This window comes from Embleya scabrispora DSM 41855 (assembly GCF_000372745.1).
In the GTDB taxonomy this organism is placed as follows: Bacteria; Actinomycetota; Actinomycetes; order Streptomycetales; family Streptomycetaceae; genus Embleya; species Embleya scabrispora.
Genome location: NZ_KB889562.1, coordinates 61,615 through 75,545, shown reverse-complemented (window position 1 = coordinate 75,545; position 13,931 = coordinate 61,615). Strand labels below are relative to the sequence as shown.

The window sequence follows — 13,931 nt, the reverse complement described above, 5'->3', positions numbered from 1 at the left end:
CGGCCTCGGCGCGGGATCCACCACCCCACTCCACCCCGCGCCACCACTCACCTCGGGAGCAACGACATGACCCGCGTCAAGACCGCGATGATCATCGGAGGCGGCATCGCCGGCCCGGTCACCGCCGCCGCCCTGGGCAGGGCCGGCATCGAGGCCACCGTGTACGAGGCGTACGCCGACACCGCGAGCGCCGACGCCGCGGGCGGCGTGCTCAACATCGCCCCCAACGGACTGGACGCCCTGCGGGTGGTCGGCGCCGAGGACGCGGTGTGCGCGATCGGCCAACCGACTGCGGACATGGCCTTCGAGAACGGCCGGGGTCGCCGATTGGGCACCGCCGCCGGCCTGTCCGACCTGCCGCCCACCCGCACCGTGCGGCGCGCCGACCTGCACCGCGTACTGCACGAGCACGCGATCTCCCGGGGCATCCGGATCGAGCACGGCAAGCGGCTGGTGGGCGTGCGGGAGGCGCCGACCGGCGTCACCGCCGAGTTCGACGACGGCACCACCGCGAGCGCCGACATCCTGATCGGCGCCGACGGCATCCGCTCCACCGTCCGCACGCTGATCGATCCCGCCGCCCCCGAACCGCGATACGTCGGCCTGCTCGGATTCGGCGTCGGCGACTACGTTCCCGGCGACGGCGACCCGAAGGCTCGCCCGAGCACCATGCACTTCGCCTTCGGCAAACGCTCGTTCTTCGGCTACTGGACGCAGAGCGACGGCAGCATCGCGTTGTTCTGCAACCTGCCGCACGAGCCGATCACCACCGCCGAGGCCCGCGCGATCCCGGCCCAGGAGTGGCTGCGCAGATTGCGCGAGGCACACCGAGGCGACGTGCCCGCCGAACGGGTGCTGCGCGAGGCCACCGCGGACAGCGTTCTGGTCGCCGGCCCGATGGAACTGATGCCGCCGCTGCCGCGCTGGCATCGCGATCGACTGGTCCTGGTCGGCGACTCCGCGCACGCGCCGTCCTCCAGTTCCGGCCAGGGCGCCTCGCTGGCGATGGAGAGCGGCGTGCAACTCGCCCGCTGCCTACGCGACATCGACGATCCGACGGCGGCGTTCGCCGCGTACGAACGGCTGCGTCGTCCGCGCACCGAGAAGATCGCCGCGGACGCCGCGAAGACCAACGCCGACAAGTCGGCCGGCCCGGTGGCCAAGGCGATGATGGGCCTGTTGATGCCGATCATGACGCGCACGTTCCTCACCTCGGAGAAGATGTTCGGCTTCGCCCAGCGCCACCACATCGACTGGGACGCGCCGGTGATCGGATAGCCCGCCCGCCGCGACGCCGCCCCCCACGTCCGCCCGCCGCACGTTGGCCAATACCCGTCGATTGCCCCGCACTCGCGTGGCAGTCGACGGGTTTCGCCGTTTCGGTCCAGGGATCCGGCGTCGGCCCGAGAACGACTTGAACGTGTTCAAAAACAGGTCTACAGTCACGCACGTCGGCTGGTTTGAACACGTTCAAAAAGGAGCCGGGTCATGAATATGACCGTCGTCACCTACGCCATCTATCTGGCCATCAGCATCGGGCTCACCGTCTGGGTGGCCCGAACCCTCAGCCGCAGCGGCCAGGTCTTCCTCCGGGACGTCCTGCACGGACGCGAGGAGCTCGCCGCCGCCGTCAACCACCTGCTCGTGGTCGGCTTCTACCTCGTCAACCTCGGCTTCGTCGCGCTCTACCTCAAGGTCGGCGACACCGTCGAGAACGCCCGCGACTCGGTCGAGGCGCTGTCCGTCAAACTGGGCACCGTGCTGCTGGTCCTGGGCGTGCTGCACCTGCTCAACGTCTACGTGCTCAACCGGATCCGGCAGCGCGGTCTCGACGACGAGTCCTACCGCGCCGGCGGGGCGCGCCGCGCGCACAAGGTCTCCGGCCGCGACCTCATGCCGCCGGTGCACCCGCAGGGCACGACCCGCCCGGCGCCCGGGGTCTGATCCCGATGGTCGCCGAACCCGAGAACACCGTGCCGGGCCGATCGGAGGGGACGGCCCGGCACGGCTCCCCCGACCCCGATTCGCCGGCTCCGATCCGCCGGCTCACCGTCCTCTACGACGCGGACTGCCCGCTGTGCACGGCGCTCACCGACTGGATCGCCCGGCAGCAGACCCTGGTCGCCGTCGATCTGCTCCCGGCCGACTCGCCCCGGGCACACAACCGTTTCCCCGAACTCGACCACGCCGCGACCGTGCGCGAACTCACCGTCGTGGGCGGCGGCGGCGAGGTGTGGTCGGGGGCCGCGGCGTGGGTCACCGTGGCGTGGGCGCTGCGGGCCTACCGGGGCCTGTCGCACCGGCTCGCCACGCCCATGGGCATGCCGGTGGCCCGAGCCGCGGTGCTGGCCGCGGCCCGGATCCGGGCGGTCACCCGCAGCGAACCGCTTCCCCCGTATCCGTACGCGGATCCCTACCGGGAACCGTGGACGGTGGTCGAGTGTGACGACCGGTGCGAGATCGCGCACTAACCTTGCCTGTCGTGGAGCACGTGGAAGACACCGACGCATCGACCCCGGCCGACAAGGGCGACCCGCCGGACCGGGGCGGTCGACCCGGCAAGAGCGAGCAGACGCGGTCTCTGATCCTGGAGACCGCGCTGCGGCTGTTTCGCGAGCGCGGCTACGACAAGACCACCATGCGGGCCATCGCCCAGGAGTCCGGCGTCTCGGTCGGCAACGCCTACTACTACTTCGGCTCCAAAGAGCACCTCATCCACGGCTTCTACGACCAGGTCACCCACGAGCACATCGGTCGGTGCCGGCAGGACCTGCGCGGTGTCCGCGACTTCGGCGACCGGCTCCAGGTGGTGTTGTCCGCGTGGTTGGACGTCGCCGAGCCGTACCACGCGTTCGCGGTGCAGTTCTTCCGCAACGCCGCGGACCCGGAGAGCCCGCTCAGCCCGTTCTCCGCCGAGTCCTATCCGATCCGCGAACAGGTCACCGCGCTGTTCGCCGATGTGCTGCGCGGCTCCTCGCTCCGCATCGACGACGAACTCGCCGAGCTGTTGCCCGAGTTGTTGTGGCTGCATCTGATGGGCATCGTGCTCTTCTGGGTCTACGACCGCTCGCCCGAGTGCGCCAAGTCGCGCGCGTTCGTCGCCCGCACCACGCCGATGGTGGAGCGGGTGATCTCGCTGTCCCGATACAAGGTCTTCCGTCCGCTGGTGCGCGACGCCGAACGGCTGATCCGCGACTACATCGTGCCCGAGGGCGCCGCGCCGACGGCGGGCGGCGGGCCGTCCGAGGCGCCCGCGGCTCGCCGATAGGCCGACGGCGAGCCACGCGTGGTCCGCCTCCACCGACCCGGGCGGGTCGACGGAGGCGGCACCCGAAGGTGGGCGACGGTGGGTGCCGGGCGGATCGGTCCCGTTCGACGTCACGCGGGGTCCGCGCGTCGTGTTCGGGGTGGGCCCGGCCCGCCGTGGGGCGGCCTTATCATCCACATGATCGACAACTCGGTGACCGCGCTCGGCCCGAGCGCGCCGGGTGGCGACGACCCGGGAGCGACCTTGTCCGACGCGCTGGAATACCACGCCCTGCACATCGCGGTGGAGACCGAGAGCGAGGGTCGGCAGATCCTCGACGAACTCGCCCGGGACCCGGGCCGGTTCGGCGAGATCGCCCGGAAGCGTTCCAAGGATCCGCTGTCCGCGGCCAACGGCGGCGACCTGGGATGGGGGCGGGAGGACGACTATGCCGAGGCGTTCGCCGAGGCCCTGGTCAAGCTCCGCCCGGGCGGGTTCAGCGACCTGGTCGCGTCCCAGTACGGCTTCCACATCATCAAGCTCGTGGCCACCCGCCCGGCCCGCTTCGTCGACGAGGACTGACCGGGCCCGCGGCTGCTCGACCCGGCTGGGTGGGACGAACCCGGTCGAACCCGTTCGACGGAAGTGCGCCCGGTGGACGGATGGGGCCCGCGCGAAAGGGGATGCATCCGCAGGGCGACCGCGCGCGTGCAAAGGGTAGGGCCTTCGGCTCCGCCGAGCGCCCCCGTCGCACGGCCGTCCGATCGAAAGGGATCGCGAGATGATTCGTACTCGGCAGCAGCAGGACTCCCACGGACGCGCGTCGGTGAGGATGTTCGGCGCGGCGGCCGTCGCACTCGCCGCCATCGGCGTCTGCGCGGCACCCGCCTCGGCCGTGCGCTTCGGTACCGACGCACCCGCCGGCGCCGCCCCGTACGCCGTGGCCCTGTTCACCGCCGACGGCCAACAACTGTGCGGTGGAACGCTCGTGGCCCCGAAGAAGGTGCTCACCGCGGCCCACTGTGTGCACGGCCTGGCGGACCCGACCGGCATCACGGTGGTCGCCGGGCGCCTGGATCTGGCGGGTACGGGCGGCCAGACGCGCAAGGTGACGAAGAGCAGGGTGCACCCCGGGTTCGAGCCGGGCACGCTCACCTACGACGCCGCCGTGCTCGACCTGGACCGATCGCTGAGCCGGCAGCCGCTGCCGATCGCCGGAGCCGAGGACGACGCGCTCTACAAGGTCGGCAACAAGGCGATGGCCTACGGCTGGGGCAAGACGGACGGCGGCGCGACGACCACGCGGCTCAAGCAGACCACCCTGGTGCTCTCGCCGCTGGCGCAGTGCGAGCCGTACACGTTCCCCACGGACAGCCCGACCACCCGGGTGTGCGGCCAGGCGCCGGCCGACAACCCCGGCACCAGCATCTGCCGCGGCGACTCGGGCGGGCCGCTCGTGGAGAAGGGCAAGTTGATCGGGATCGTGTCCACCGGCAACAAGTACTGCACGGGCGAGCAACCCGAGTCGGTGTTCACCCGGGCGAGCGCCGTGATCAAGGGCCTCGGACTCTGAGCGGAGGCGACAACACCCGGTGATCCACGGCCGGGTGGTTCGCAACCGGCGGCCGCGCGGTAGGCGGTCGAACGAGCGCGCGCACTACCACGAGGGCGCGCCGCCGATGGGCGGCGCGCCCTCGTGCGATCTCGCTATACACACTGGGTATACCTGCTGTGTATAGTCCTCGGCATGTCAATCGGACACACCCTGCTCGGGCTCCTGGAGTCCGGCCCCCGCCACGGCTACGACCTCAAGCGCAGCTTCGACGAGCGCTTCGGCCGAGACCGTTCGCTCGCCTACGGCCAGGTCTACTCGACCATGTCGCGGTTGCTGAAGAACGGGCTCGTGGAGATAGACGGCCTGGAGACCAGCGGCGGCCCCGAACGCAAGCGCTACTCGATCACCGACGCCGGCGTCACCGATGTCGAACAGTGGCTCGGCCAACCCGAGAAACCCGAGCCCTACCTCCAGTCGACGCTCTACACCAAGGTCGTGCTCGCGCTGCTCACCGGCCGGGACGCGAACGAGATCCTCGACACCCAACGCGCCGAACACCTGCGCATGATGCGCGACCTCACCCGGCGAAAGCTCGACGGCGACCTCAGCGACCGGTTGATCTGCGACCACGCGCTGTTCCACCTCGAAGCGGATCTGCGGTGGCTGGAACTGACCACCGCCCGTCTCAGCGAACTCACCCAGGAGATCCGCACGTGATCGACACCCTGCTCAGCGGCCACGAGCTGCACAAGACGTATGGTGCGACACCTGCGCTGGCCGGTGCCGAGTTCACCGTCGGCGCCGGCGAGATCGTCGCCATCATGGGCCCGTCCGGGTCGGGCAAGTCCACCCTGTTGCACTGTCTGGCCGGCATCGTCCGCCCCGACTCCGGCACCATCCGCTACGACGGCGGCGACCTGACCGCCATGTCGGACACCCAACGCAGCGCGCTGCGCCGGAGCGACTTCGGCTTCGTCTTCCAGTTCGGCCAATTGGTACCCGAGCTGACCTGCCTGGAGAACGTCGCGCTGCCGCTGCGGCTGAACGCGGTCAAGCGCAAGGAGGCCGAGACGAAGGCGCGGGAGTGGATGGAGCGACTGGAGGTCGCCGACCTCGCGGGCAAACGGCCCGGCGAGATCTCCGGCGGCCAGGGCCAGCGGATCGCGGTGGCCCGGGCTCTGGTGATTCGCCCCCGTGTGGTCTTCGCCGACGAGCCCACCGGCGCGCTGGACTCGCTCAACGGGGAACGCGTCATGAAACTGCTGATCGAGGCCGCCCGTGATACGAGGGCCGCGGTCGTGCTGGTCACCCACGAATCCCGGATCGCCGCCTACTCCGACCGTGAGATCGTCGTCCGCGACGGCAGGTCCCGGGACATGGCGCGTGCCACGTGAACGTGTTCCGCGATCTGAGGATGGGCGTCGGCTTCGCGGTCACCGGCGGCCGGGAGGGTTGGACCCGCACGCTGCTGACCGCGGTCGGGGTCGGCCTCGGCGTGGCGCTGCTGTTGTTGACCACCGCGATACCCGGTGCGCTGGGCGCGCGCGACGACCGAGGGCGCGGCCGGGACGAACTGGCGGGGCGGGTTCGGCAGGCCGCCGAGAACACCCTGCTGGTCGGCACGATCGACACCACGTACAAGGGCGACGAGATCCGCGGCCGGGCCCTGCGCGCCGAGGGCCCGCGGGCGCCGATCCCGCCGGGGCTGAGCCGGCTGCCGGCCCCGGGCGAGATGGTGGTCTCACCAGCCCTGGCCGACCTGCTCGCCTCGAAGCGGGGTGCGCTGCTCAAGGAGCGGCTGCCCTACCGCACGGCCGGGCGGATCGCCGAACGGGGCCTGATCGGGCCGGACGACCTGGCCTTCTACCTCGGCAGTGAAGCTCTCACCGGGGAATCGAGTTCGGTGGTCCGGATCACCGCGTTCGGCAACGACTTTCCCGCGGAAAAGCTGGACCCCCGGCTGCTTCTGCTCGTCGTGGTGATGTTCGTGGTGCTGCTGATGCCGGTTGCGGTGCTGATCGCCACGGCCGTGCGATTCGGCGGCGAGCGGCGCGACCGACGGCTGGCGGCGCTGCGGCTGGTCGGTGCGGATGCCCGGACCACCCGATGGATCGCGGCCGGCGAGGCGCTCGCGGGATCGTTGTTCGGGCTGCTCTTCGGGCTTGGCTTCTTCCTGATCGGCCGACAAATGACCGATGTGGCGGCGGCGTTCGACCTGAGCATCTTCCCCAGCGATCTGGATCCGAGTCTGCCGCCGGTCGTCCTGGTGGCGCTCGCGGTGCCGGCCGCCGCCGTCGCGGTGACGCTGTTCGCGCTGCGCTCGGTGATGATCGAGCCGCTCGGCGTGGTGCGCACCGGTACACCGGCCCGGCGCCGGGTGTGGTGGCGGCTGCTGTTGCCGGTCGTGGGGGTGGCCCTGCTCCTCCCGTTGATCCGTCGGGGTGCCGATGCCGGGGAGTTCAACCGGGGGCAGGTGATCGGTGGCACGGTGTTCCTGCTCCTCGGCGTGACCGCGTTGTTGCCGTGGTTGGTGGAGGCGGTGGTGGCCCGGCTCGGCGGCGGCCGGGTGCCGTGGCAACTCGCTGTGCGCCGGCTCCAGTTGGGCAGCGGTTCGGCGGCCCGCTCGATCAACGGCATCGCGGTCGCGGTGGCCGGTGCGATCGCCCTGCAGATGCTCTTCATGGGCATCGAGAACGACTACGTCAAAGAGACCGGCCAGGATCCCGGCCGGGCGCAGATGTCGGTGACGTCCAACGGACAGCTCGGCGGTGACCGGGTCACCGAGATCACCGACCGGATCCGGCAGACCAAGGGGGTTCGCAGCGCCTTCGGGCGCGCGGGCACCCGGATCGGCGACCGGGCCGACAATCCCGCCGAGGGCGCGTCGCTGACCATCGGGACGTGCGACACACTGCGCGAGTTGGCTCGGATCGATCGCTGCGCGGACGGTGACTCCTTCATCATCGAGCCGGTCGGGTCGTCGGACCGCATCGTCGGTGGGATGAAGCTCGCTGCCGGACGGCAGGTGGTCATCGATCCGTCCTATGGGATGACGGGGCTGCCCGCGTCCCGCACACCGTGGCTGATTCCCGCGACCGCGGTGACCGTGCCGGGTCGGGTCGACGCGAGCGGGATGTTGTACGACGGGGTGCTGGCGACGCCTGGCTCGGTGCCGGCGGCGGCGACCCGGAACCTGACCTACTCGCTGCATGTGCGGATCGACCCGACCGTCCCGGATGCTCGGGACCTGGTCCGTAACACCGCCGCCCGGGTCGACCCGCTGTCCACCGTCAACGACCTGTCCTGGACCCGGGAATCGCGGCGTTTCGCGAACGTGCGCACGGCGTTGTTCATCGGCACGGCCGTGGTGCTGCTGCTGATCGGCGCGAGTTTGTTGGTGACCATGCTGGAACAACTGCGCGAGCGGCGGAAGTTGTTGTCGGTGCTGGTGGCGTTCGGCACCAGGCGCAGCACGCTGAGCTGGTCGATCCTGTGCCAGACGGCGGTTCCGGTCGCGCTGGGACTGCTGCTTGCGGCGGTCACGGGCGTGGGGCTGGGTGCCGCGCTGCTGAAAATGGTGACGCGGCCGTTCGCCGTGGACTGGAGCGGCATGGCCTTGATGAGCGGGATCGCCGCGGGTGTGGTGCTGCTGGTCACGGTGCTGAGCCTGCCGCCGCTGTGGCGGCTGATGCGCCCGGACGGGCTGCGCACGGAGTAGGTGCCGGCGGGCGGGCTCCGGGAAGCGAATTCGCGGCGTGCCGGACACGGGCTTCCGTGCCCGGCGCCGCCGTCGCCGGGCCCGGGGTGGCCGCGGATGCGGACGCCCGGGGCGGCGGGTGTGTGGCGGGCGCTCAGGCTTTGTGCGCGATCGCGCCGAACTGCGGTACCACCGGCGGCAGTTCACCGGAGGGGGAGTCCGCGCGCCAGCGTGAGCAGGAGACGATGCCCGGTTCGAGCAGCTCCAGGCCCTCGAAGAACCGGCCGAACTCGGCACGGCTGCGGGCGGTGATCGGCGGTGTGGCGTTCTCGTTCCAGAAGCGCATCGCCTCGACGTTGCCCTCGCCGCCCAGTTCCGTGGTGGGGTGGGTCACCACGAGGTGGCTGCCGGCCGGCATCGCGTCCATCAGCCGGCGGACGATGTCCACGGCCGTGTCGGTGTCCAGGATGAAGTTGAGGCTGCCCAGCAGCATCACCGCGACGGGCCGCTCGAAGTCCAGCGTCGCCGAGGCGGTCCGGATGATCGCGTCCGGATGGTGGGCGTCGGCGTCGATGTAGTCGGTGGCGCCTTCGGGGGTGCTGGTGAGCAGGGCGCGGGCGTGCGCCAGTACCAAGGGGTCGTTGTCCACGTACACGATCCGCGCGGCGGGGTTCACCCGCTGGGCGACCTCGTGCGTGTTGTCGGCGGTGGGCAGTCCGGTGCCGATGTCCAGGAACTGGTCCACACCCGCCTCGCCGGCCAGGAACCGCACCGCGCGGCCCAGGAAGTCGCGGTCCGCCCGGGCGACTTCGCCGATCGAGGGGAACATGTCCGTGACGTGGTCGCCGACCTTGCGATCGATCGGGTAGTTGTCCTTGCCGCCCAACCAGTGATTCCAGACTCGGGCGTTGTGCGCCACGTCCTGGTTCGATGTCGGCGGGCTCTCGGCGGGGCGACTCTCGCTCACGGGGGTGGTTCCTCTTCCCTGGACGCCGTTCACCCGGCGCGTTCCGATGGAAAGGCGACGCCGACCGGCGCGATCGAACCGATTCCCGAGCCATTGTGCCAGGCCGGCGCGGATCGGCCGGACGCGGTGCGCGGGCGTGTCGGGCCGCGTGACGATCGCCGTTCGCCCGGGTCGCCCGCTCGCGGCCGGCGCCGTTGTGGCCGGTCCGGGCCGGGTCGGCGATGGTGGAGGGATGACCGAGGAACGGTTCGACACGTGGGCGGCCGGGGACGCCTACGAGCGGTACATGGGGCGATGGAGTCGGGCGGTCGCGGCCGAGTTCGTGGCGTGGTTGCACGCCGCGCCGGGGCTGCGGTGGGTGGACGCGGGCTGCGGCACCGGTGCGCTGACCGCGGCCGTGGTGGCGCGGTGTCGACCCGGGTGGGTGCTGGGGCTGGACCGGTCCGCCGCCTTCGTGGCCCGAGCCCGGGCCGAGGTGCCCGCGCCGGCCGGCTTCGTGGTGGCCGACGCGATGGCGCCGCCGCTTCGGGACGGGGCGTGCGATGTCGTGGTGAGCGGGCTGGTGCTCAACTTCCTGCCGGCGCCTGCCGCGGCGGTGGCCCGGGCGGCCCGGGTGGTGCGGCCCGGCGGGACGGTGGCCGGGTATGTGTGGGACTACGCCGAGGGCATGGGGTTCCTGCGGTACTTCTGGGCCGCCGCCGGCGCGGTGGATCCGGCGGCGGAGCGGTGGGACGAGGGTCGCCGGTTCGCGCGGTGCCGCCCCGATCGGCTGCGGGCGTGCTGGGAGCGGGCCGGGTTGGCGGACGTGGCGGTCGTGCCGATCGAGGTGGCCACCGGATTCGCCGGCTTCGCGGACCTGTGGGAGCCGTTCCTGGCCGGGCAGGGGCCCGCTCCCGGGTATGTGGCCGCGCTGTCCCGGCCGGACCGGGACCGGCTGCGGGAGACGCTGCGCGCGTCGGTGCCGACCCGGGCGGACGGATCGATCGTGCTCGGCGCGCGGGCGTGGGCGATCCGGGGCGGGCGGCCGGGGCGAGCGCACGGCTGAGCGGCGCGGCCGGCGGGCGGGCCCTATCGGCCGACGAGCCCGGCCCGGGGTCACCTTTCGGTGATCGGCGCGTTCGCGGGTGCGCGCGGCCCGCGTGCGCGCGGGCGGCCGGCGCGGTGGCGCGGATGCGCCGGAGCGGACCCGGAAGCGTGTCGGGCGGAACGGGTGTCGTTATTGTCGGGATTTCCGGGCGCGGGGTGAGGTCGTCCTTTTGCATATGCAATTGCATGGGTGTCACCCGGGAGGGTGGATTCGATGAACGGGGCGTCCGGGCCATGATGGGCGGGGAAATCGGGCCGTTCCGCGGCTTTGACGTTTTCCGATCGGGTCCTGTTCGCGTGTGTGCTTTTATGCCCCGGGGCCTGCGGTTCTCGGTGCGTCGACCGGTCGATACCGTCGGATCGCCAGGACGTCCTCGATCGTTTCCGGTGCTCGGGGCCAGTCTCCGTGCATTTGCATTTCTGCGGATTCGTTGATGTCCGGGAAAGTCTGGGAGTAGCTTCCGGAACAACGAATGACCCCGGGCGGCGGTCACCGCTCCGGGGTCGTCGGGGACCACGATCAAGGAATCGCACATGTTGATCGAGTTATCCGCCGGAGGGTTTTCCGACTGCCTCCGACGATTCCCGAACGTACCATTCCGTGGTTTCTCCCCGGAGAAACAACGGGGAGTGCGGAGATTACGGACGCCCTGCTCCGGCCGCGCACCGAGGCGCCGCCGGTGAGGTGCGTGCGTACCGCGGACCCGGCGGATCCCGTGACCGCCTCGTCCGGAACCGGAAGGAGAACCAGGGGATGAACGCCCGAAGGGACATCACCAGGTGTGCGGCCTGCGGGCGGCGCTTCGCCCAGCGCATGGCGACCGGCCGCAAGCGGCTGTACTGCGACCCGACGTGTCGACGGCGCGCGCAGCGGGTGCGCGAGCGGGAGCGCGGGACGCCGGCGCCGGCCGACCGGAGGGGCTTGGAGACGGGCATCGTGGAGATCCTGCGCCGAGTGGCTTGTGCGCTGGAGGAGGCCGAGCGGACCCGCGAGCCGTTGCGGGTGCGCCTGGCGTACGCGGATCGGCTGAGTGGGGAGACCCAGCGCTATCGGGCGATGGTGGGCGAGGCGCTCCCGGCCGCGGCGACGCGGCCGCGCCCGGAGTGGTCGGCGCAATTGGCCGCGCGGCTGGGCGCCCGGGCGGACCCCGGCGCGGATGCCGGGGGCGACGAGGACCTGTCCTGCTCGCAGCACGCGGGGGAGCGGTTGGCCGCCGCGTTGCGCGAACTGCGCCGGCTCGACGGGATCGCCGTCGCGGACCTGGCCTGGCAGGCCGGAATCAGCGAGGGGTTTCTGGCCCGAATCCTGGCCGGGGAGGTGTGGGCGTCGTGGCCGGCGGTCGAGACGCTGGTGGGCAAGCTGGGCGGCGACGCCCACGAGTTGCGTGCGCTGTGGGAGTGTTCGCGCGGTATCGATCACGGCATCCGGCGCGAACTGCGGGACCTGGTCGCGCTGTTGGCGGCGATGTTGCGCGGGTTGTGGCTGGCCGCCGGTCGACCCGCGCCAACGTCGCTGGGCGCGGCTCCGCTGACCGCCGACACGCCGGCGCGGATCCTGGCCGGCGAGCTGATCCCCGATCGGGTCGGCGCCGAGATCCTGGTCGAACGCCTGGGTGCACATCCGGACGTGGTGCGCAGGTTGTGGACCCTTGTGCACTACGGCGTGCTGACCCGCCTCGGCGACGCCGGATTCCCGGCCGGCGGACTGCCGTTCGCCATGCTCGGCGCGCCCGGCCCGGCGGTGTACGCGCGCTCCGGTGGCTCCGGCTGGGGCCCACGCGCCCGGCGCGGTGGTCTCGACCCGGACGCCCCGGCCCGTACCGGCGGTGCCGATGTCCCGTGACCAGGTTCCGGGCCGACCCGGCATGGCAGGCGTCGCGGTCGTCGGGCGGTCCCGTGCTCCGCTCGACTTCGCCGCGTTCTGCCTGCTGCACCGGGCCCGCTGGGCGCAGTACGCCCACCTGCGGGTGGGTGATCCGGTCCGCGGCGAGCGGGCCGTGCAGTCGGCGGTCGCGGAACTGGCCACGAACTGGGCGGACATCCTGCGCGGGCCGAATCCGACCGCCGGAGCCTGGCGCATCCTGGGCCGAGCGGTCACCCGCTCGCCCGGGTCCGCGCCGGACTCCCTGCACGACGCGCTGCCGTGGCCGCAGGCGGACGCGGTGATGCTGCACTATCGCCTGGGCCTGACACTCACCGCGACCGCCGATCTGATGGGCACCGGCCCACCCGAGGTGGCGGCGCACCTGGTGGCGGCCGAACGCAGCCTGCCCACCGACGTGGTCAAGACCCTCGAACGCGGCCCCGACCGCGCCGGGTCCGGACATCGCGACCGATGAGACGACGCGGGTCGCGCGAACCCTCCCGCGCGACCCGTTCTTCCCCGCCGCCGTCCCCCGGCCACCCCCGTTTCGCGCCGCGAAACCGCATGGGCGCTTCTCGAACGAGTACCTGCCCCCGGACGACCCGCGGACCTAGCATGGCCGTGGGCGCCGGGACGGTGACGGCCGGCCGGCGCGAAAACGAGGGGGCGGTATGGGGCACGGGGACAAACGCGTTTTCGAGATCGACGTGGACACACCCAGCGCGGCCCGGATGTACGACTGGTACCTCGGCGGCACGGACAACTATCCCGCCGATCGGTCGGCCTGCGAGGAACTGCTCAAGATCGTTCCGAGCACTTGTGAACTGGCCCGCAACAACAGGGCGTTCCTGCAACGGGTGGTACGGGTGCTGGCCGCCGAATACGGGATCCGACAGTTCCTGGACCACGGATCGGGCCTGCCGACCCGGGAGAACGTGCACCAGGTGGCCCAGGGCGTGGACCCCACGGCCCGGGTGGTCTACGTCGACAACGACCCCATCGTGTTGGCGCACGGCCGGATGTTGCTGGAGGAGAACGACAACACCGCGGTGATCCAGGCGGACATGACCGACACCGAAGCCATCTTCGAGCACCCCGACGTCAAACGGCTGATCCTTCTCCAGGAGCCGGTCGCCGCACTGTTCGTGTCGGTCCTGCACTGCCTGCCCGAATCGGCCGAGCCCGCCGCGATGATCCGCCGGGTCGCCGAGCGGTTGCCCTCCGGCAGCTTCATGGTGATCTGCCAACTGGTCAGCGACGACCCGGCGATCCGGGACGGAGTCAGCGACTTCATGGCCGAGGCGACCGGGAACAACTGGGGTCGGGTCCGTGAGCCCGCCGAGGTGGACGCCTACTTCGATGGACTGACCATCCTGGAGCCGGGCCTGGTCGAGGTTTCCACGTGGCGACCCGACTCGCATGTCACCGCGCGCCAGGAGACCGACGAGTGGATCGAATACGGCGGCCTGGCCAGGATCCCCTGACCGGGATAGCCAGGACCGGCACGACGGCTGA

At 71.5% G+C, this 13,931-nt stretch carries 14 protein-coding genes; 13 read left to right on the top strand and 1 reads right to left on the bottom strand.

Going from position 1 to position 13,931, the window contains the following annotated elements; all coding sequences use genetic code 11:
- The first annotated feature begins 66 nt into the window (after window positions 1–66).
- The 9 genes from A3IC_RS0102285 to A3IC_RS0102245 all read left to right on the top strand — a co-directional run bounded on the left by A3IC_RS0102285 (window position 67) and on the right by A3IC_RS0102245 (window position 8,520).
- Complete coding sequence (locus A3IC_RS0102285; protein ID WP_020548440.1) at window positions 67–1,278, top strand: FAD-dependent oxidoreductase; 1,212 nt, start codon at window positions 67–69, stop codon at window positions 1,276–1,278.
- Window positions 1,279–1,488: 210 nt separating this feature from the next.
- Entirely contained in the window at window positions 1,489–1,944 is a 456-nt protein-coding gene (locus A3IC_RS52090) for a hypothetical protein (RefSeq protein WP_052173175.1), read from the top strand.
- Window positions 1,945–1,949: 5 nt separating this feature from the next.
- Window positions 1,950–2,471 carry a DCC1-like thiol-disulfide oxidoreductase family protein gene (locus tag A3IC_RS0102275; RefSeq protein WP_020548438.1) on the top strand — a complete coding sequence of 174 codons (522 nt, stop codon included), beginning with the start codon at window positions 1,950–1,952 and terminating at the stop codon, window positions 2,469–2,471.
- Between the two features lie 11 nt (window positions 2,472–2,482).
- Window positions 2,483–3,268 carry a TetR/AcrR family transcriptional regulator gene (locus A3IC_RS0102270; RefSeq protein WP_020548437.1) on the top strand — a complete coding sequence of 262 codons (786 nt, stop codon included), beginning with the start codon at window positions 2,483–2,485 and terminating at the stop codon, window positions 3,266–3,268.
- 177 nt (window positions 3,269–3,445) lie between these two features.
- Complete coding sequence (locus A3IC_RS52085; RefSeq protein ID WP_020548436.1) at window positions 3,446–3,829, top strand: peptidylprolyl isomerase; 384 nt, start codon at window positions 3,446–3,448, stop codon at window positions 3,827–3,829.
- 199 nt (window positions 3,830–4,028) lie between these two features.
- Entirely contained in the window at window positions 4,029–4,820 is a 792-nt protein-coding gene (locus A3IC_RS0102260) for a S1 family peptidase (RefSeq protein ID WP_020548435.1), read from the top strand.
- A 174-nt stretch (window positions 4,821–4,994) separates the two neighbouring features.
- Window positions 4,995–5,519 carry a PadR family transcriptional regulator gene (locus A3IC_RS0102255; protein ID WP_020548434.1) on the top strand — a complete coding sequence of 175 codons (525 nt, stop codon included), beginning with the start codon at window positions 4,995–4,997 and terminating at the stop codon, window positions 5,517–5,519.
- Complete coding sequence (locus tag A3IC_RS0102250; RefSeq protein ID WP_020548433.1) at window positions 5,516–6,196, top strand: ABC transporter ATP-binding protein; 681 nt, start codon at window positions 5,516–5,518, stop codon at window positions 6,194–6,196. Before A3IC_RS0102255 ends, A3IC_RS0102250 begins: the two co-directional genes overlap by 4 nt.
- Before the next feature lie 20 nt (window positions 6,197–6,216).
- Window positions 6,217–8,520 (top strand): ABC transporter permease, encoded by a 2,304-nt coding sequence (locus A3IC_RS0102245; protein ID WP_106668759.1) that lies wholly within the window; start codon window positions 6,217–6,219, stop codon window positions 8,518–8,520.
- 133 nt (window positions 8,521–8,653) lie between these two features.
- On the opposite strand, the gene A3IC_RS0102240 is transcribed toward A3IC_RS0102245, so the two are convergent.
- Window positions 8,654–9,466, bottom strand: a complete 813-nt coding sequence (locus A3IC_RS0102240; protein WP_026217793.1) for an SAM-dependent methyltransferase — start codon at window positions 9,464–9,466, stop codon at window positions 8,654–8,656.
- Window positions 9,467–9,698: 232 nt separating this feature from the next.
- Here A3IC_RS0102240 and A3IC_RS0102235 point away from each other — a divergent pair, with 232 nt between their 5' ends.
- From A3IC_RS0102235 to A3IC_RS0102220, 4 genes are all read left to right on the top strand, one after another.
- Window positions 9,699–10,511 (top strand): class I SAM-dependent methyltransferase, encoded by an 813-nt coding sequence (locus A3IC_RS0102235; protein ID WP_026217792.1) that lies wholly within the window; start codon window positions 9,699–9,701, stop codon window positions 10,509–10,511.
- A 795-nt stretch (window positions 10,512–11,306) separates the two neighbouring features.
- Window positions 11,307–12,395, top strand: a complete 1,089-nt coding sequence (locus A3IC_RS61720) for a helix-turn-helix domain-containing protein (protein WP_026217791.1) — start codon at window positions 11,307–11,309, stop codon at window positions 12,393–12,395.
- Window positions 12,385–12,891: a hypothetical protein gene (locus tag A3IC_RS52075; RefSeq protein WP_158695776.1), complete on the top strand. Its 507-nt coding sequence runs from the start codon at window positions 12,385–12,387 to the stop codon at window positions 12,889–12,891. The genes A3IC_RS61720 and A3IC_RS52075 overlap by 11 nt, the downstream gene beginning before the upstream one ends.
- Window positions 12,892–13,087: 196 nt before the next feature.
- Window positions 13,088–13,900: an SAM-dependent methyltransferase gene (locus A3IC_RS0102220; RefSeq protein ID WP_020548427.1), complete on the top strand. Its 813-nt coding sequence runs from the start codon at window positions 13,088–13,090 to the stop codon at window positions 13,898–13,900.
- Window positions 13,901–13,931: the final 31 nt, after the last annotated feature.

Excerpts from the sequence above, each read along its gene's own strand:
- A3IC_RS0102285 (WP_020548440.1), top strand. The coding sequence starts at position 67 with ATGACCCGCGTCAAGACCGCGATGATCATCGGAGGCGGCATCGCCGGC.
- A3IC_RS52090 (WP_052173175.1), top strand. The coding sequence starts at position 1,489 with ATGAATATGACCGTCGTCACCTACGCCATCTATCTGGCCATCAGCATC.
- A3IC_RS0102275 (WP_020548438.1), top strand. The coding sequence starts at position 1,950 with ATGGTCGCCGAACCCGAGAACACCGTGCCGGGCCGATCGGAGGGGACG.
- A3IC_RS52085 (WP_020548436.1), top strand. The coding sequence starts at position 3,446 with ATGATCGACAACTCGGTGACCGCGCTCGGCCCGAGCGCGCCGGGTGGC.
- A3IC_RS0102260 (WP_020548435.1), top strand. The coding sequence starts at position 4,029 with ATGATTCGTACTCGGCAGCAGCAGGACTCCCACGGACGCGCGTCGGTG.
- A3IC_RS0102255 (WP_020548434.1), top strand. The coding sequence starts at position 4,995 with ATGTCAATCGGACACACCCTGCTCGGGCTCCTGGAGTCCGGCCCCCGC.
- A3IC_RS0102245 (WP_106668759.1), top strand. The coding sequence starts at position 6,217 with ATGGGCGTCGGCTTCGCGGTCACCGGCGGCCGGGAGGGTTGGACCCGC.
- A3IC_RS0102235 (WP_026217792.1), top strand. The coding sequence starts at position 9,699 with ATGACCGAGGAACGGTTCGACACGTGGGCGGCCGGGGACGCCTACGAG.
- A3IC_RS61720 (WP_026217791.1), top strand. The coding sequence starts at position 11,307 with ATGAACGCCCGAAGGGACATCACCAGGTGTGCGGCCTGCGGGCGGCGC.
- A3IC_RS52075 (WP_158695776.1), top strand. The coding sequence starts at position 12,385 with ATGTCCCGTGACCAGGTTCCGGGCCGACCCGGCATGGCAGGCGTCGCG.
- A3IC_RS0102220 (WP_020548427.1), top strand. The coding sequence starts at position 13,088 with ATGGGGCACGGGGACAAACGCGTTTTCGAGATCGACGTGGACACACCC.